Source organism: Mammaliicoccus sp. P-M59 (assembly GCF_022386135.1).
GTDB lineage: Bacteria > Bacillota > Bacilli > Staphylococcales > Staphylococcaceae > Mammaliicoccus > Mammaliicoccus sciuri_A.
In genome coordinates this window covers 115,340-133,701 of the sequence record NZ_JAJNJJ010000001.1, presented here as the reverse complement: position 1 = coordinate 133,701, position 18,362 = coordinate 115,340, and the positions used below count along the sequence as shown (strand labels likewise).

The 18,362-nt window shown below is 32.5% G+C and carries 15 protein-coding genes, 1 riboswitch and 1 other annotated feature; all 15 genes read right to left on the bottom strand.

The window, feature by feature from the left end:
• Positions 1 to 19 precede the first annotated feature (19 nt).
• Positions 20 to 220, bottom strand: a complete 201-nt coding sequence (gene rpmI / locus LQ617_RS00630) for a 50S ribosomal protein L35 (RefSeq protein WP_016910907.1) — start codon at positions 218 to 220, stop codon at positions 20 to 22.
• A gap of 25 nt (positions 221 to 245) precedes the next feature.
• The gene (gene infC / locus LQ617_RS00625; protein WP_025904295.1) at positions 246 to 776 is read right to left on the bottom strand and encodes a translation initiation factor IF-3; all 531 of its coding nucleotides are present in this window, start codon (positions 774 to 776) and stop codon (positions 246 to 248) included.
• Positions 777 to 799: 23 nt separating this feature from the next.
• Positions 800 to 925 (bottom strand) — a sequence feature (ribosomal protein L20 leader region).
• 52 nt (positions 926 to 977) lie between these two features.
• Positions 978 to 2,471, bottom strand: a complete 1,494-nt coding sequence (locus LQ617_RS00620; protein ID WP_159315695.1) for an amino acid permease — start codon at positions 2,469 to 2,471, stop codon at positions 978 to 980.
• An 88-nt stretch (positions 2,472 to 2,559) separates the two neighbouring features.
• A riboswitch (Lysine riboswitch) is annotated at positions 2,560 to 2,732 on the bottom strand.
• A 69-nt stretch (positions 2,733 to 2,801) separates the two neighbouring features.
• Positions 2,802 to 4,730, bottom strand: coding sequence for a threonine--tRNA ligase (gene thrS, locus LQ617_RS00615; RefSeq protein WP_037588475.1), 1,929 nt, complete (start codon positions 4,728 to 4,730; stop codon positions 2,802 to 2,804).
• Positions 4,731 to 5,044: 314 nt separating this feature from the next.
• Positions 5,045 to 5,965 (bottom strand): primosomal protein DnaI, encoded by a 921-nt coding sequence (gene dnaI / locus LQ617_RS00610; protein ID WP_191835668.1) that lies wholly within the window; start codon positions 5,963 to 5,965, stop codon positions 5,045 to 5,047.
• Complete coding sequence (locus LQ617_RS00605; protein ID WP_239739200.1) at positions 5,965 to 7,347, bottom strand: replicative helicase loading/DNA remodeling protein DnaB; 1,383 nt, start codon at positions 7,345 to 7,347, stop codon at positions 5,965 to 5,967. Before LQ617_RS00605 ends, dnaI begins: the two co-directional genes overlap by 1 nt.
• Positions 7,348 to 7,358: 11 nt before the next feature.
• Complete coding sequence (gene nrdR, locus LQ617_RS00600) at positions 7,359 to 7,817, bottom strand: transcriptional regulator NrdR (RefSeq protein ID WP_025904300.1); 459 nt, start codon at positions 7,815 to 7,817, stop codon at positions 7,359 to 7,361.
• Between the two features lie 179 nt (positions 7,818 to 7,996).
• A complete protein-coding gene (locus tag LQ617_RS00595; protein ID WP_037588481.1) occupies positions 7,997 to 9,031 on the bottom strand; it encodes a glyceraldehyde-3-phosphate dehydrogenase in 1,035 nt (344 codons plus the stop codon).
• Between the two features lie 162 nt (positions 9,032 to 9,193).
• Complete coding sequence (coaE, locus tag LQ617_RS00590) at positions 9,194 to 9,790, bottom strand: dephospho-CoA kinase (RefSeq protein ID WP_206166942.1); 597 nt, start codon at positions 9,788 to 9,790, stop codon at positions 9,194 to 9,196.
• Positions 9,791 to 9,798: 8 nt separating this feature from the next.
• Positions 9,799 to 10,671, bottom strand: a complete 873-nt coding sequence (mutM, locus tag LQ617_RS00585; protein ID WP_239739195.1) for a bifunctional DNA-formamidopyrimidine glycosylase/DNA-(apurinic or apyrimidinic site) lyase — start codon at positions 10,669 to 10,671, stop codon at positions 9,799 to 9,801.
• Between the two features lie 21 nt (positions 10,672 to 10,692).
• Positions 10,693 to 13,314, bottom strand: a complete 2,622-nt coding sequence (gene polA, locus LQ617_RS00580) for a DNA polymerase I (protein WP_204258573.1) — start codon at positions 13,312 to 13,314, stop codon at positions 10,693 to 10,695.
• Positions 13,315 to 13,505: 191 nt separating this feature from the next.
• Complete coding sequence (pnpS, locus tag LQ617_RS00575; RefSeq protein ID WP_239739194.1) at positions 13,506 to 15,212, bottom strand: two-component system histidine kinase PnpS; 1,707 nt, start codon at positions 15,210 to 15,212, stop codon at positions 13,506 to 13,508.
• The gene (locus tag LQ617_RS00570) at positions 15,205 to 15,915 is read right to left on the bottom strand and encodes a response regulator transcription factor (protein WP_037588492.1); all 711 of its coding nucleotides are present in this window, start codon (positions 15,913 to 15,915) and stop codon (positions 15,205 to 15,207) included. The genes pnpS and LQ617_RS00570 overlap by 8 nt, the downstream gene beginning before the upstream one ends.
• Positions 15,916 to 16,059: 144 nt before the next feature.
• Complete coding sequence (gene mdh / locus LQ617_RS00565; RefSeq protein WP_191092289.1) at positions 16,060 to 16,992, bottom strand: malate dehydrogenase; 933 nt, start codon at positions 16,990 to 16,992, stop codon at positions 16,060 to 16,062.
• 62 nt (positions 16,993 to 17,054) lie between these two features.
• Positions 17,055 to 18,323: an NADP-dependent isocitrate dehydrogenase gene (gene icd / locus LQ617_RS00560; RefSeq protein WP_025904308.1), complete on the bottom strand. Its 1,269-nt coding sequence runs from the start codon at positions 18,321 to 18,323 to the stop codon at positions 17,055 to 17,057.
• Positions 18,324 to 18,362: the final 39 nt, after the last annotated feature.

Sequence of the window (18,362 nt, the reverse complement as noted above, 5' to 3'; positions counted from 1 at the left end):
CATTAGTCCGCTATGTTTATTATTTTACGTACGTTAACATTTGTTTAACTCGTTTAGTATCTGATTTAGAAACTAATGAAGCTTTACGCAATTTACGTTTTGCTTTTGTAGATTTGTTTGCGAATAAGTGTGAAGTGAACGCTCTAGAACGTTTTAATTGACCTGAACCAGTTCTTTTAACACGTTTTGCTGCTCCACGATGAGTTTTCATTTTAGGCATTGAGATTTCCTCCTATAATTTCGGTTTATTTGTCGTTTGAAATTGGCGCTAACATTAAGAACATTGAACGCCCTTCCATTTTAGGTCTTTGTTCAACTGTTGCTATGTCTTTACAAGATTCTGCAAAGCGTTCTAACACACGTTGACCAATTTCTTTATGCGTGATCGCACGACCTCTAAATCTAATAGATACTTTAACTTTATCTTCTTTAGATAAGAATTTTTGAGCATGTTTCAATTTAGTTTCGAAGTCATGTTCTTCGATAGTTGGACTTAATCGAATTTCTTTAACATTGACTACTTTTTGTTTCTTACGCATTTCTTTTTCTTTCTTCTGCTGTTCGAATTTGTATTTACCGTAATCCATAATTCTTGCAACAGGTGGTTTAGCATTAGGCGCTACGATTACAACATCTAAATCTACTCGTTCAGCCATTTCAAGGGCTTCATATTTAGATTTAACACCAATTTGCTCACCATCTTGGCCAATAAGGCGAAGTTCTTTTGCACGAATTTTGTCGTTAACTTGAGTCTGATCTTTAGCTATGGTTGACACCTCCTAGAATTTTACGAAGTCGTCCAAGAAAAAAAGAACGAATGCATAATGCACCCGTTCTCATCCATAAACTTTAAAGGTTTATTGTACCTGCTAACTGCTTTACGCGTCACTACAGGTGAGAAGCGGGTATGCTTCTACTTGGTCCGTTTCGTATTCAACAAAACTTATCTTACCAATTATAAACCCTTATGTCAATGTTTATTTAATATTCTTTTCAAATTCTTTCATATCCACATCTTGACTTAAGTCAACTTTATCAAGTGGAATCATTTTAGTTCTATATTTTAGTTTATGGAAAATATAAAACGCTAAAAATACAGGAATACCCATATAAGTAATAAAGAATCTTCTTGGTTCGAATTCACCAGTTTGGATGAAATCAACATCTTGTCCTACAATTACAATCGCACATAAAGCAAATGCAAACAATGGACCAAATGGGAACCATTTAGCTTTATATTTTAATTTAGTCTTATCATAATCTTGTAGATCAAATGCTCTTCTAAATCTATAATGGCTGATTGCGATTCCTAACCAAGCAATAAAGCCTGTCATACCTGAAGCAGCGATAATATATTCGTATGCGCCACCACTTAAATGCTCAATTGCAAATATAAGTATAACAACTACTGCTGTTGCAAATAATGCTGTGTATGGAACACCTGATTTATTTGTTTTTGAAAATACTGGTGATGCTAATTTATCTTTACTCATTGAGAATAGCATTCTAACTGAAGCGTACATACCAGAGTTACCTGCTGATAATACTGAAGTTAAAATAACAGCATTCATAAATGAAGCAGCAAATGCTAAACCTGCATTCTCAAATACTAGTGTAAATGGTGATTTCGCAATTTCGTCTCCACCCATTAAGTTTGGATTTGTATAAGGAATAATCATACCAATTACAAAGATTGCTAAAATGTAAAATAATAAAATTCTCCAGAATACTTGTTTAATCGCTTTAGGAACTGCTCTTTCAGGATTTTCAGATTCTCCAGCTGTAATACCAATTAACTCGGTACCTTGGAATGAGAATCCTGCAACTAAGAATACACCTAATACAAGTAAGAATGTATTAACGTTCGAGTCACCTAAGAATGGTGCATCACCTGCTACAAAGTTATCGAATCCTAAGTATTCGCCACCTAGTAAACCAAATATCGTTAATAAACCTACACCAATGAAAATAATTACTGTAGCTACTTTAATAAATGCAAACCAGTATTCACTTTCCCCGTATACTCTAACTGAAAGTGCATTAAGGCCAAATATGATAACCATAAAAATGATACTCCATAACCATGATGGAATGATTTCTAATGGTTCCCAGTAACTCACAACTTGAGATGCAATTGTAATATCAGCTGCAACTGTAATAACCCAGTTAAACCAATAGTTCCATCCCAATGCAAATCCTAGTGAAGGATCGACAAATCGAGTTGCGTAAGTACTAAAAGAACCTGAGACTGGTAAATAAGTCGCCATTTCTCCTAATGATGTCATAAGGAAGAAGACCATCAAGCCAACTATTGCATATGCTAGTAATGCACCACCCGGTCCAGCATCTCTAATCGCTCCGCCAGAAGTCATAAATAAACCAGTACCAATACAACCACCGATGGCTATCATAGAGATATGTCTATCTTTGAGTTTCCTTTGAATATTGTTCGTTGATTTTTCTTGATTCATTGCTATTTCCTTTCTCCATTCTACAATCGAGCCACTAAAAAAGTCGCATATCTCAAGAGATATGCGACCGATATATGAACATTCCATACAAATTGGTAGCACATCACTTAGTGTGACAGTCCAGTATCTATTAAACACTGACCCAACAAATCATATTATGGATATGATTCGTTTCGGCGATGCACCCTTTCATTATTTCAACATACGCGCCATTTCGCTTCTGAATAATTACTCTTGAACATCGCAACCTCTAACTCATTACTGAGGAATATTTAATTAAATTTCACTATTAAAACTATACCCGATGATTCCAGAAATTTCAATAGGATATTACTTTTTTAGTCGAATTTCATCCACAATATTCCAGATGAATTCGTCTTTTTCAACTGTTTTTGAATCTTTAGATCCGTATTGACGTACATTTACTTCTTGGTTTTCTACTTCTTTATCACCGACTACTATTTGGTACGGTATTTTTTTCATTTGAGCTTCACGAATTTTATATCCCATTTTTTCGTTACGGTCGTCAATATGAACACGCACACCTTGAGATTTTAATTCATCGTTTAATGCTCTTGCATAATCGTAATGTAAGTCAACATTTACAGGTATAATTTCCACTTGTTTTGGTGCTAACCAAAGTGGGAATGCACCTTTAGTTTCTTCTATTAAGAATGCAGTAAATCTTTCCATAGTAGAAATTACGCCTCTATGAATAACAACTGGACGATGTTCTTCACCATCATTACCGATATAAGTTAAATCAAATTTTTGTGGTAATAAGAAATCTAATTGAGCAGTAGAAAGTGTTTCTTCTTTACCCATTGCTGTTTTAACTTGAACGTCTAATTTAGGGCCATAGAATGCCGCTTCACCGATTGCTTCTTCGTATGGTAATGCCATTTCATCGATTACTTCTTTAAGAACCGCTTGTGCTTTATTCCACATTTCGTCATCATCGAAGTATTTTTCTTTATCTTCTGGATCGCGATAACTTAATCTGAATTTGTAATCCTCGAAACCGAAATCTTTATACACATCAAGAATCATGTTAACAACACGTTTAAATTCTTCTTTAATTTGGTCTGGACGAACAAAGATATGTGCGTCATTTAAAGTCATACCTCTAACACGTTGTAGACCAGATACTGCTCCACTTGCCTCATATCTATGCATCATACCTAATTCAGCTATACGAATTGGTAACTCTCTATATGAATGACGACTATTTTTATAAATCATCATGTGATGTGGACAGTTCATAGGTCTAAGCACAAGTTCTTCATTACCTAAATCCATTGGTGGGAACATATCTTCGTGATAGTGATCCCAATGTCCAGATCTCTTGTAGAAATCTACATTAGCCATAATTGGTGTATACACATGGTCATACCCCATTGCGACTTCTTTATCTACAATATAACGCTCTAATTCACGTCTAATTGTCGCACCATTTGGTAACCATAAAGGTAATCCAGCACCAACATCTTGGTTAGTAGTAAATAATTCTAGTTCTCTACCGATTTTACGGTGATCACGTTCTTTTCTTTCTTCTAATACTTTCAAGTATGCTTTTAATTCCTTTTTATCAAAGAATGCTGTTCCGTATATACGTTGCAACATCTTATTGTTTGAGTCACCTCTCCAATAAGCACCTGCAGTAGATAACAATTTAAATTCTTTAATTTTTGAAGTTGAAGGAACATGTACGCCTCGACATAAATCTGTAAATTCACCTTGAGAATAAAGTGTTACGTTTTCGTCTTCAGGAATAGCATCGATCAACTCTAATTTATACTCATCATTTTTAAAGAATGCTTTCGCTTCATCGCGACTTACAACTTTACGTTCAATTTTAAAGTTTTCATTCACAATTTGTTTCATTTCTTTTTCGATAGTTTCAAAGTCGTCACTAGAAATTTTATGTTCTGTATCTACATCGTAGTAGAAACCACCTTCGATTACAGGACCTACGCCAAACTTCACATCTCCGTATAATCTTTGTAAAGCTTGTGCCATTAAATGTGCAGTTGAATGTCTTAACACTTCTAAAGCTTCATCGCTTCCTGGTGTAACGATTTCAATTTCTCCATCATTTTCTAAAGGTCTTGTTAAATCTACTAACTGACCATTAAATTTACCAGCTACAGCTTTCTTTCTTAAACCTGGGCTAATAGATTGAGCGATTTCTTCAGTAGTTGTGCCTTGCTCAAACCCTTTTACATTACCGTCCGGAAACTTAATATTTATCTCACTCATAACGACTTCCTCCTCTTTTTTATTAAAGAACACAAAAAAGAGACCTCATCCAAAGGGACGAAATCTCTCGCGGTACCACCCTCATTAACGTACTTAACAAATAAGCACGATAACTCTACATAAGATAACGGTCTTGAGCCGAATGTGGATTAACACATCATGTATTGAGGGAGTAACTATTTATATTGCATTATCTCAATTTCAGCTCAATGAGACTCTCTGTGAATGCTTTATAGACGTCATGTCCTCTAAATTTGTATATTCATTTAAGATAATTCAATTATACAACTCTACTGTAAAATATCAAGCTAAAATTAAGCGCGATAGTTTTTACCATCTAATTCATATGGCTCAGAGATTGTTTTAATACGTTCCATTATTCGACTAGCTTTCGTTATTTCTGAACCTTGTCGTGTTTTGCTCAAATGAAATTCTAACTCTTCAAAGTTAAAATTCGAACTAAAGAATGTCGGTAATTTATGGACCATTCTATAATGCAATAATGGACCCAATATTTCATCACGAACCCATGGTGTCAGTTCTTCCGCACCTATATCATCTAGCATCAACACTTTAGCTTCACGTGCCGCTTCAAATCGACTACTGAATGATCCGTCATTAAATCCATTTTTAAGCACTCTAATAAATTCAGGCAAATATATAATTGTAGAAGGTTGCTTTTTGACTTTTAGCTGATTTGAAATTGCACCTAATATATACGATTTACCCGTTCCGAATGGACCATGAATATATAGTCCTTTAACTTCATCACCAGCTACAATTTTATTACAGATATCCATAGCCTTCTTAATAATTTGCATACGAGATTCATTATCGATATATATATCTTTGATCGTCGCTTTCAACGTTTCTTCTGGCATTTGGAATGATGTCACTAAACTTGATTCAAATCTTTGTTCATCGTATTCGATTTTGTTCGGACATGGTAAGTACCTTGTTTTGATGTGATCATTCTCAATGTATAGTTCAGGTACATGACCTTTCACAAAGTTGATACAAGTGCCATAACTACCACATTTCTCACAACATTTCGATTGATCTTTATATGCTTGTAATTGATCTAAATCTCTATCAATCATTTCGTTCGTTAATTCAGATTGATGTTCTTCTAAAAATGCCTTTACTTCATTATGAGACAATGTATCTTTTTTAATTTTTTCTAATCGTTTTTGAAAATCTTTATTTTGTTTCAAATGTTGTCCAAGTGGTTCCATTATTGATCACCTTCTTTCCAAAAAGCTTCCATTTCTTTTTGAAGCGCTTGTTTTCTTTTTTCAAACGCAGCATCAGATTCATGATCATTTTGTTTCTCTTCTTTAGTTGATTCAGAAGATTTTTGTTTTAATAACCATTCTGGTGTCTTTTCAATTGATTTTAATTTATAAGGGTTATTTGCATTACTTTTACGTTCTTTTTTCTTCTCTGCTTTTTGTTTATCGAGATTTTTAACGTAATGATAAGCTTCTTCAGCTGAAGATAATTTAAGCTTTTTCCAATTCGAAGCAATTTCTTCAATATATGCTTTCGGTAATTGCATATTATTTTTAAACATTACATACTCTAACAATATGTTAATTACACCATACGGTAATTTTTCGCGTGTAATAATATCTTCAACAGTTCTCTTTTGTGATATTGTCGGTTCAGACTGCGTAAATGATGATAACACGTCTATTGGACTTGTCGTATCCAACAGTTCAAACCAAGACAATAAAGAGTTCACTTCACTGTTTTCAGCATGCGCATTTGTTTTAGGCTTTTCATTTTTTAAATCTAATGTTGGTAGTTCACCTTTATGCTCAATTTGATAAATTGTACGTGCATGTTTTCTTAAATCTTGTAATGAAATCGTTTGGTTTTCTGTAATGGATTTTAAAATAATAGACTTCATTTCAACTGGTGTAATACCATATAACGTAGCAATTTGTATGATGACTTCTTTCGTCTGTTTATTTAAAATCTCTTTAGAAATCAAATGATTACTCAACAATAATTCTAACATTTCAAAATCAAATTGAACGTCTGACAAATCGAGACCTTTACTTTTATATTCGGGTCGAATATTGATATCATCTTGTTGTTCAACATTCGTCAACTTTGGCACTTTAAATACATCAGTAAAGCTCTTGGTCACTTCATGAAAACCTTCTGTTGTCACACTGTCATCTTTATATCTATTTTTTAATCTAATATATCTCGACTTCCCAATTTGTTGATATAAAAATACAGATAATAAAGGATCATTAAAGAATTGCTCTGCAGTAGCAGGTTGCTCTAATTGATAAATAAATGATTGTGCTTCTTGATTCGTCTTAAAATATGTCTTCAGTAAGCCTATACCTTCTAACAAGTCTAAAGCATCTCTAAAGCTAGACAGATTTATTCTTAAATCATTCATAATTGTATAATGATTATACGCTTCTGTTTCATGATGATAATTAAACTGCGATAAATATAAATAAACACCAATTGCATCAGTTCCAATTAATGGCGTATATAAACTAACTAATATATCTTGATGTACATGTGTATAATTATAATTCGATTTAACATAGAAGCCATCACTTGGCTTGATACCACTAAAATATTCCGCCATTAATACTCACCTTACTTTCGGTCTTTCAATATGCCTTGCATAGACTTTAATAATTGATCGACATCTTTAAATTCTCTATATACAGACGCAAATCTTACATAAGATACTTGATCGACATCCATTAAATGTTCCATTACTTTTTCACCAATATCATTTGAAGATACTTCTGTGTTACCTTCAGATCTTAATTCTTTTTCAACTTGATTTGTAATTTCTTCTAATTTTTGATAAGCAACCGGTCTTTTTTCACAAGAACGTACTAAACCGTTTAATATTTTATCTCTATTAAATGTTTGTCTTGCGCCGTCTTTTTTTACGACGATTAAAGGTGTGAGCTCTACCCTTTCAAAAGTTGTGAAACGAAATCCACATGATTCACATTCTCTTCGTCTTCTAATTGCTACTAAATCATCCGCGTGTCTAGAGTCTACAACTTTGGAATTTTCATATTTACAGTTTGGACATCTCATTCGTTTCACCCCTCATATACTTATTACATAGGTTGATTATACAGTAGTTTGTTATTTTTTTAAACGCTCACTACTTTTCAAAATGCACTTATAGATACTTAACAGTATTATTATTCAATAAAAAAACGTAATGCGGTATTTAATTTACCACATTACGTTTTAAATGTAACTTATATCACTTATGAAATTTTTTGTTCTCTCACTTCTGAAAGTATTTGAGCAATTTGTTCTGCTAGTTCAACAACTCTCATTGAGTAACCCCATTCATTATCATACCAAGCAAGTACTTTCACTTTATTATCTGCAATGACCATTGTAGATTGTTCATCAACGATTGCTGAATGTGGATTCGTTTTGAAATCAATTGAAACAAGTGGCTCATCATTAACATCCATAATCCCTTTTAATGGTCCATTACTAGCTTGACGTAATGCTTCATTCACTTCTTCAACTGTTACATTTTGTTTTAAATCGACAACTAAATCTACAAGAGAAACATTAGAAGTTGGTACTCTTAATGCCATTCCATGCATTTTCCCTTCTAATTCAGGTAATACAAGTGACAATGCTTTTGCTGCACCTGTTGAAGTTGGAATGATACTATCCGTACAAGAACGTGCTCTTCTTAAATCTTTATGAGGATTATCTAAGTTCTTTTGGTCATTCGTAAATGCATGTACAGTTGTCATTAATCCATTTTCGATTCCAAATGTATCATTTAAAACTTTGGCTACTGGGCTTAAACAATTTGTTGTACAAGATGCATTTGAAACAATATCAAAATCATTTAAATCAAGTGCATCATCATTTACACCTCTAACAATTGTTTGAACATGGCCACCTTTAGATGGTCCTGTTAAAATAACTTTCTTAGCGCCAGCGTCAATATGTGCAATAGCTTTATCTCCATGATTAAATTTACCAGTTGCTTCTATAACAATATCAATTCCTAAAGTTCCCCACGGTAATAATTTAGGATCTCTTTCAGATACAAGTAAAATTTTATGACCATCAATGATGATGCCATCTTCAACTGCTTTAATTTCTCCATCTAATTTGCCATGTGTAGAATCATACTTAATTAAATGAGCAATTGTTTCTGGTGGATATGAAGCATTAATAGCCACAATATTTAAATCATTTGATTTAAGTGCACCTCTTAAGACCATTCTTCCAATTCTTCCTAAACCATTAATTGCGATATTTTTCTTCATAGTCGAGAACCCCTTTTAATGTGATATACTATTTATTGCAATTAGTATATCACATTAAAAGTTTGTTGAAAACGTTTTCTATTATCTTTTTCTAAAATAATTTAAAAAAGTGGAAGAATAACAAATGCTATTCATCCACTTTCATTTTAAGCTTATTTAATTTTAAAGATTTAATGCCTTATTATTAAGTAAATCATCAATATTTTGATGTAAATCCTCTAAACTTCCATTGTTATCAATTATACAATCAGCTAATGCTTTCTTTTCATCTATTGGTATTTGTGATTGTATTCTTGCTTCCGCTTCTTCGTCACTTAACTGATTACGTTCTTTAAGACGTTGTATTTGAGTTTCTTGATCTGTATAAACTAACCAAGTTTCATCGACTGTATTTTGCAATTTGTTCTCAAACAATAACGGAATATCCATTATGACATTTTTACCATGACTTAATGCCTCTTCTTTTTCTTTATCCATTATTGTTCTTACTATCGGGTGAATAATATTGTTTAGCTTTTCTCGCATTATTGAATCTTTAAATACAATAGAACCAATATATTGTCTATTCATTTCACCATCTATAATTGCATCTTCTCCAAATACTTCTTTAACTTGTTGTAGACCAACGCTACCTTTTTCGACTGCTTTTCGACTAGCTACGTCGGCATCTACTATACAAAACCCTTTATCTTGTAAAATACGAGATACTGTAGACTTGCCGGTAGCAATACCTCCAGTTAAACCTATTACTTTCGCCATTTTTACACCTACTTTTGACAATTTGGACAATAGTGCGTGTTTCTTGTGGCAATGACTTTTTGTAATACTTGCCCGCCACATTGACCACACACTTTTTTACCATATATTCTATGCTTTTCTTGCATTGTCCCTTTTTCACCATCTGCATTGTAGTAATCAGATATACTTGAACCACCGTTATCGATACCTTCTTGTAACACGTTAACCACTTCATCAAAGACCGCTTTACGTTCTTTTGAAGTTAAGTCTTTCACTGGTCTCATCGGAAGAACGCCTGCTCTTAACAAAGCTTCATAAGCATATATGTTGCCGCAACCTGATATAACTGTATGGTCCAATATCGCGACTTTAATTGGTTTATTGATAAATTTATTTGACATCACTTTATTTAAGTAATGTTGGTAAGCTTCTTCAACAAACGGTTCTGGTGCAATCTTTAAGACTGAAGGATATTCACTTAAATCTTCCAATGCTCTTAATTCACCAAACCTTCTAATATCTGTGTAAATAAGCTGTAATCCGTTATCTAATTCAAATATAACGTGCCAATGCTTTCTATGGTTATCAACTTCAATATGACTTAAATCTGGAACTGTAAAAAATGCCCCCGTCATACCGAAGTGACACATGATAACATTGCTATTTTCACCGTTATCAATTTCCATAAAAATATATTTACTTCTACGATAGACACTCATAATCTTGTAATATTCAGTACGTTCTTTGAATACAGCTAATGAACTACCTTTTATAATTGTTTCTTTACCTGTCGATTTGCCCAATTCAACTTTTTCAGAAAAAGTTACATTTTGTATTGTGGCACCGACAATTTTAGGTTCTATCACTTTTTTAACACTTTCTACTTCTGGTAACTCAGGCATATATAATCTTCTTTCCTATTATTATTTAGCATCATACCATGTTTGTCCTGAACTAGATTCTACACTTAATGGCACAGATAACTCGAGTGCATTATCCATGATGTCTTCTACAAACGGTTGGAATGCTTCTAATTCATCTTCTGGAACTTCAAATATTAATTCATCGTGTACTTGTAATAATAATTTAGCTTTAAAATCTTTATCTTTCATCTTGTTCGCAAATTGTACCATTGCTAATTTAATAATATCCGCTGCACTACCTTGAATTGGCGTGTTCATAGCTGTTCTCTCAGCAAAACTTCTTAAATTAAAGTTACGATTTGTGATGTCTGGTGTATATCTTCTTCTGTGAAGTAGCGTTTCTACATAACCTTTTTGTTTAGCATCTTGTACGATTGTATCCATATATTCTTTTACTTTAGGGAAACTATCTAAGTAATCATCAATAAATTGCTTAGCAGCTTTTCTTGTAATGCCTAAACTTTGACTTAAACCATAGTCACTAATACCATACACAATACCAAAGTTAACTGCTTTTGCTTGTCTTCTCATATTTGAAGTTACTTCATCTTTACTTACATTGAACACACGCATTGCAGTTGTCGTATGAATATCTTCATTAGCAGTAAAGGCTTCTTTCATATGCTCGTCACCTGTAATATCTGCTAATACACGTAATTCAATTTGAGAATAGTCAGCAGCAAATATAACATGATTTTCTTTACTTGGTCTAAATGCTTTTCTTATTTTTCTACCTTCTTCTAATCTTATCGGTATGTTTTGTAAATTAGGATCTACAGAACTTAAACGACCTGTTTGAGCTAATGTTTGATTAAATCTTGTATGAATCTTACCTTCAGACGTAATCATTTTTTGTAATCCTTCAATATAAGTAGATTGAAGTTTAGCGAGCTGTCTATAGACTAATATATCTTCAATAATTGGATGTTCATTACGCAATTGTTCTAACACATCAACTGCAGTTGAATATCCTGTTTTTGTCTTTTTAATAATTGGTAGTTTTAAATCTTCAAATAATACGACACCTAACTGTTTTGGTGAATTAATATTGAATTCCGAACCAGCATGATGATGAATTTGTTCAATCAATTTATCGATACGTACTTTCAAGTCTTCTTGCATTTCAACTAAAGTATCTTTATCAACCGTTATGCCGATATATTCCATTTCAGCTAATACACGTGCTAACGGTAATTCTAAATCATCGTGTAGACTTAATTGATCTTTTTCATCTAGTAATTCAGTCATTTTATCTTTTGTTTCATAAACTGCTGTTACCTTTTTAGCGATACTTTCAAAAAGCATATCTTCTTCTGGGACGTGCAACTTTTTACCTTTGCCATATATACTTTCATCATTCGGTACATAATAAATGCCAAATTCTGATACAACTGAGTATACATCATCAATTGTTCTAGAAGGATCTAAAATGTAACTCGCTAACATTGTATCGAACTGAATACCATTAATTTCAATACCTAATCTTTTACATAATATAATCGTTTTTTTAGCATCATAAGTTGCAAATGTTACTTGATCATTTTCAAGCCATTGTTGTAATTTTTTATGTTCTTTTAAAACATCAGGAGAAACAACATAAGTTTCGTCATTTGCATGAATCGCAAATCCAAGTATATCTGCTTTTAAATAATTAGCCTCGTTTGTTTCAAAATGAATAGCCGCTTCAGTTACATTATCAAAATCAAAGTCATCAATATCAGTTGAGTATTTAATCTCTCGGTCATCTGTTGCTTCAGCACTTGCATCCATTTGATCAAGCAATTGTTTGAATTCTAATGTCTTAAATAACTTTATCTTCTCGTCATTACTTTGTTCTGTAAGTTTCAAGTCATCAATTGTGACTTCAATAGGAGACTCACGATTAATCGTAGCTAGCTCTTTACTTAACTTAGCATTGTCTTCGTTATCTATTAATTTTTCTTTCATTTTTGATTTCTTTAACTCATCAATATTTTCATAAACACCTTCTACAGTCTCAAACTGTTTCAGTAATTTAATCGCTGTCTTCTCACCAATTCCAGGAACACCCGGTATATTATCTGACTTATCACCCATAAGCCCTTTCATATCAATAATTTGGTTAGGTACTAAACCATCATATTTTTCAGCGATAAATTCAGGTGTGTAATGATCAATATCTGTTACACCTTTTTTTGTATAATAAATCGTTACATTTTCACTTGCTAGCTGAGTTAAATCTCGATCACCCGTAATAATGATTGTCTTAATATTTTTCTCATCCGCTTCACGAGATAATGTACCGATAATATCATCCGCTTCATAATTTTCTAATTCATAATGTTTAATATGATAACTTTCCACAAGTTGACGGATATATGGTAATTGGCTTCTTAATTCATCCGGCGTCTTTTCACGACCACCTTTATATTCACTGTACATATTATTTCTGAAAGTTGTTTTTCCAGCATCAAAAGCAACCATAAAATGAGTTGGCTCTTCTTCTTTAATTATTTTATCTAAAATCATTGTAAAACCATATATAGCATTCGTATAAACGCCAGCTTTATTTGTTAATAAAGGCAAAGCAAAAAATGCTCTAAATGATAAACTATTACCATCAATCAGTACCAATTTTTCCACAATAAGATACCTCCATCTTTATATTGATTATATTTTATCATATCTCACAATATAATAAGATTGTTTCGCATAAATAAAAAAAGCGAAATACACAATGTATTTCGCATAATCATCAAAATGAAGGGGTCTATGTTTATTCTATCTGTTCATGATTAATTCAATATGAATTAATTGTAAAGATTATATGAAGATTACTTATTAAAGAGTTTCACAATAAAGTTAGATCCTTTGCCAACTTCTGATTCCACTTTGATTTGTCCATTATGTGCTTCTACAATATGTTTCGTAATGGATAAACCAAGTCCTGTTCCTCCCGAATCTCTACTACGCGCTTTATCTACACGATAAAATCTTTCAAAAATTCGTTTTTGTTCATCTTTAGATATACCTATACCATTATCTTTCACAGAAATGATTTGACCATCATCTACTTCTTTAATCGTTATAATAACTTCACTAGATTTCGGTGAATAACTAATGGCGTTCGTTAATAAATTAATCAACACTTGTGTTAATTTATCTTTGTCACCATATCCATACACTTCTTTATCGATATGATTTGTAATGTGAATGTCTTTTTTAGAAGCAACATTTGATACTGTATTAATCGAATGTTCGCCAATTTCAGTTAATGATATTTGTTCTTTCGGTATCTCACTATTTTGTTCGATTTTTGATAACTCGAGTAAATCTTGAACAAGTGATTGAATTCGATTAGATTCTTCTAACATAATATTTAAGAACATATCTAACGATTCAGGATTATTTTTAGCACCATCTAATAATGTTTCTGCAAATCCTTTTATCGATGTAATTGGTGTTCTTAATTCATGAGATACATTAGCCACAAAATCTTTTCTCATATGTTCTAATTTCTTCAACTTCGTTATATCATGCATAACGACAACTAAGCCTAATAGATTTAGTTTTTTTCGAGATAATACTGGAATAACTGAAACTTCAAAGAACTTATTATGTACATCATTAATATACATTTCGACTTGTTCAAACATAGGTTTTTCTAATTTTAAAGCTTCGTTCATCATCTGTATAATCTCAACATTAGGCATTGCCTCTTTAAATAACTGTCCTTCAGAATGACTATTTCTATCAAATAAGTCATGATACGTCTTGTTTGCAATAACAATATAACCTTCTCTATCTAACATTAAGATTGCACTTGGAATATTCTCTAAAGTCGTTTCCAATCGATTACGTTGCAATTTCTGTTCATTATTCAAATTATCTAATGTTCTAGCAAGTTCATTCGTATTAACAAAGAGTTCTTTCGTTTCTTTCACATTACTTTCTGGCACTCTAACGCGATATTTACCAGAAGCCAATAATTTAGTAGCATATGTCACTTCTTTAATTGGATGAATATAAGATGTATTAATATATCGAACGACAAAATAGATTAAAGGTAATGTAAAACATAAGACTAACAATAAATATTTCCAAATATCTTTTTGAATAATCGCTATCGTATCTGTATGTTTTGCAATGACAACTGTATAATCACCATATGTTCTTGCATACATGACTTCAGATTCTGACTTGTCTACTGCAAAATATTCATCAAAAGCTTTTGCATCAGATATAGCTTGCTTTTTATTTTGATTAAATATGTTTGTATCTTTTTCACTTGAACGATATAACACTCGTCCATCTTTTTGAAGTAAAATATCTTGATCAAAGACACTTAAAATATCTTTAAGATTTTCAGGATTATTTTTTGCAATATCGTAAACTTTTTTGGATTCAGTCTTTAATAATTTTTGCTGTTGTTTAGAAATTAAATCGTAACTAGAATTATGAAGGAAAAACCCTAATATAAGAAAACTTACAACAGTAACCGTTGTAAGTATAATTAGTAATTTATTATAGAACTTAATCATTATTCTTTGGTCTTTCTAACTTATAGCCTAAACCTCTCACCGTTTTAATGAATTGAGGTTGTTTAGGATTTTCTTCAAGTTTATCCCTCAAATGACTAATGTGCACATCAACTATTCTAGAGTCTCCAGCAAATTCATAATTCCAAACTGAATTCAACATATGTTCTCTAGTTATCACACGACCTTGTCTCTCAATAAGGTAAAGTAAAAGTTCGAATTCTTTTGGTGTCAATTCTAATAACTCATCATTTCTATACACTTCAAAGAAGTCAGGTCTAATTCTAATTGCACCTAGAATAATATCTTCATCATCATCTATGTTTTTATTTTCAACTTGCCCAACGCGTCTTAATATAGCTTTAACACGTGCTACAACTTCACGAGGTGAAAATGGTTTAGTCATATAATCATCTGCACCTAATTCTAGACCTAATACTCTATCAAATTCATCGTCTTTAGCTGTAAGCATAAGAATCGGAACTTGGTTTTTATCTGATCGAATCGTTTTACAAACTTCAATTCCATCTTTCTCAGGTAACATTACATCTAATACTACTAAATCTGGTTTCTCTTCATTTACTTTCTCTAACGCTTGAACTCCATCATAAGCTACAATTACTTGGTAACCAGCTTGTTCTATATTATATTTAAGCAATGTAACGATAGATTGCTCATCGTCTACTACCAATACTTTTTGTGACATTCAAGGTCCTCCTTAAGCGATTTAATATAATTATAACTTAAATTATTAAAAAAATAATGGTTATTTAGAGAACTTTACAAAAAGTTAACACTAGCTAAATAAAACAGACGCATTCAAAGCAGAATGCGCCTTTTAACTGTTATTTTATTGTAAAATACTCTTTACTGCTTCAACAGATTGAGCAGATTCATCAAGTAATTGCTTTTCTTCATCAGTTAAGTCTAACTCGATGACTTTTTCAATACCTTTAGCACCTAATACAGTTGGTACACCTAAATAAATGTCTTGATAACCATATTCACCTTCTAAATAAGCAATTGAAGGTAATACTCTCTTTTGATCTTTCAATATTGCTTCTGTCATTTCAATTAAAGCTGCTCCTGGTGCATAATATGCTGAACCATTACCTAGTAAGTTAACAATCTCAGCTCCACCTTTTCTTGTTCTATCAACAATTTCAGCAATTTTTTCTTCAGATAATAACTTTTCTAAAGGTACGCCACCAGCTGCTGAGTATCTAATAAGTGGAACCATTGTATCTCCATGACCACCTAATACAAATCCTGTTACATCTTTAACTGAAAGGTCTAATGCTTCTGCAACAAATGTTCTAAATCTAGCAGTATCTAATACGCCAGATTGGCCAATTACTCGCTCTTTCGGAAATCCTGATTCTTTATACACTGTATAAGTCATAGCGTCTACAGGGTTTGTTAAGACTAAGATAACGCAATTAGGTGAGTATTTAACAATTTCTTTCGTTACAGATTTCATAACATTTTGATTCGTTTGTACTAAATCATCACGTGACATACCAGGCTTTCTTGCAATACCCGCTGTAATAATGACGACATCTGAATCTTTTGTATCTTCATAATTAGCAGTACCCGTTACTTTTGAATCAAAGCCTAATACCGGTGCGCTTTCTGCAATATCTAACGCTTTCCCTTTTGTTGGATTTTCAGATTGAGGCATATCAACAAGTACAATATCACCTAACTCTTTTTGAGCTGCTATAAATGCAGCTGTAGCGCCAGTAAATCCTGCTCCAATAATTGAAATTTTCTTTCTTGCCATGTTGTTCATCTCCTTATAATAAAAGGAAGGTTAATAAATAACCTTCCTCAAATAACAATCTATTATGGTAAATTTTTAATTAATTCATCAGCGAATTCTGAAGATTTAACTTCAGTTGCGCCATCCATTAAACGAGCAAAGTCATATGTTACTACTTTAGAAGCAATTGTAGCTTCAACAGATTGTGTTACTTTGTCAGCAGCTTCTTGCCAACCTAAGTGTTCTAACATTAATACACCACTTAATAATACTGATGAAGGGTTAACTTTATCTAAACCAGCATATTTAGGAGCTGTACCGTGTGTCGCTTCGAAAATTGCATGTCCTGTTTCGTAGTTAATGTTTGCACCTGGTGCAATACCAATACCACCAACTTGAGCTGCTAATGCATCTGAAATGTAGTCACCGTTTAAGTTCATTGTAGCTACTACATCAAATTCAGCAGGACGCGTTAAAATTTGTTGTAAGAAGATATCAGCGATAGAGTCTTTGATAATTAATTTACCTTCAGCCTCTGCATCTGATTGTGCTTTATTAGCAGCATCTTTACCTTCTTCTTCAACAATTTTATCGTATTGTTGCCAAGTGAATACGCGATCTCCGAATTCACGTTCAGCTAAATCGTAACCCCATTTTTTGAAAGCACCTTCAGTGAATTTCATGATGTTACCTTTATGAACTAACGTAACATTTCTACGATTATTATCGAATGCATAGTTAATTGCTGCTCTTACTAATCTTTCAGTACCTTCTTTAGATACTGGTTTAATACCGATACCTGAAGTTTCAGGGAATCTAATATTTTTAGCACCCATTTCATTTTGTAAGAAGTCTATAACTTTTTTAGCTTCATCTGAGCCTTCTTGGAATTCAATACCAGCATAAATATCTTCAGTATTTTCACGGAAGATAACCATATCTGTATCTTCAGGACGTTTAACAGGTGAAGGAACACCTTTGAACCAACGTACTGGACGTAGACAAGTGAATAAATCTAACTCTTGACGTAAAGCAACGTTTAATGAACGAATTCCGCCACCGATTGGTGTAGTTAATGGACCTTTAATAGCGATTAAATATTCTTTAATCGTTTCTAAAGTTTCGTTTGGTAACCATTCACCAGTTTCATCGAATGCTTTTTGACCTGCTAATACTTCTTTCCATTCGATTTTCTTTTCGCCATTATATGCTTTTTCTACAGCTGCATCTAATACTCTACTTGCTGCATTCCAGATATCTGGTCCGATTCCATCCCCAATAATAAATGGGATAACTGGATTATTTGGAACATTTAAAACGCCTTGATTTGTTGTAATTTTTTCTGCTGTCATTATATGATTCCTCCATCTAAATTTGTTAGTTATATTATA

What these genes read in the sequence shown, in the direction of transcription:
- rpmI (WP_016910907.1), bottom strand. Translation starts at nt 220, where the DNA reads ATGCCTAAAATGAAAACTCATCGTGGAGCAGCAAAACGTGTTAAAAGA.
- LQ617_RS00620 (WP_159315695.1), bottom strand. Translation starts at nt 2,471, where the DNA reads ATGAATCAAGAAAAATCAACGAACAATATTCAAAGGAAACTCAAAGAT.
- thrS (WP_037588475.1), bottom strand. Translation starts at nt 4,730, where the DNA reads ATGAGTGAGATAAATATTAAGTTTCCGGACGGTAATGTAAAAGGGTTT.
- dnaI (WP_191835668.1), bottom strand. Translation starts at nt 5,965, where the DNA reads ATGGAACCACTTGGACAACATTTGAAACAAAATAAAGATTTTCAAAAA.
- LQ617_RS00605 (WP_239739200.1), bottom strand. Translation starts at nt 7,347, where the DNA reads ATGGCGGAATATTTTAGTGGTATCAAGCCAAGTGATGGCTTCTATGTT.
- nrdR (WP_025904300.1), bottom strand. Translation starts at nt 7,817, where the DNA reads ATGAGATGTCCAAACTGTAAATATGAAAATTCCAAAGTTGTAGACTCT.
- LQ617_RS00595 (WP_037588481.1), bottom strand. Translation starts at nt 9,031, where the DNA reads ATGAAGAAAAATATCGCAATTAATGGTTTAGGAAGAATTGGAAGAATG.
- coaE (WP_206166942.1), bottom strand. Translation starts at nt 9,790, where the DNA reads ATGGCGAAAGTAATAGGTTTAACTGGAGGTATTGCTACCGGCAAGTCT.
- mutM (WP_239739195.1), bottom strand. Translation starts at nt 10,671, where the DNA reads ATGCCTGAGTTACCAGAAGTAGAAAGTGTTAAAAAAGTGATAGAACCT.
- pnpS (WP_239739194.1), bottom strand. Translation starts at nt 15,212, where the DNA reads ATGATTAAGTTCTATAATAAATTACTAATTATACTTACAACGGTTACT.
- LQ617_RS00570 (WP_037588492.1), bottom strand. Translation starts at nt 15,915, where the DNA reads ATGTCACAAAAAGTATTGGTAGTAGACGATGAGCAATCTATCGTTACA.
- mdh (WP_191092289.1), bottom strand. Translation starts at nt 16,992, where the DNA reads ATGGCAAGAAAGAAAATTTCAATTATTGGAGCAGGATTTACTGGCGCT.
- icd (WP_025904308.1), bottom strand. Translation starts at nt 18,323, where the DNA reads ATGACAGCAGAAAAAATTACAACAAATCAAGGCGTTTTAAATGTTCCA.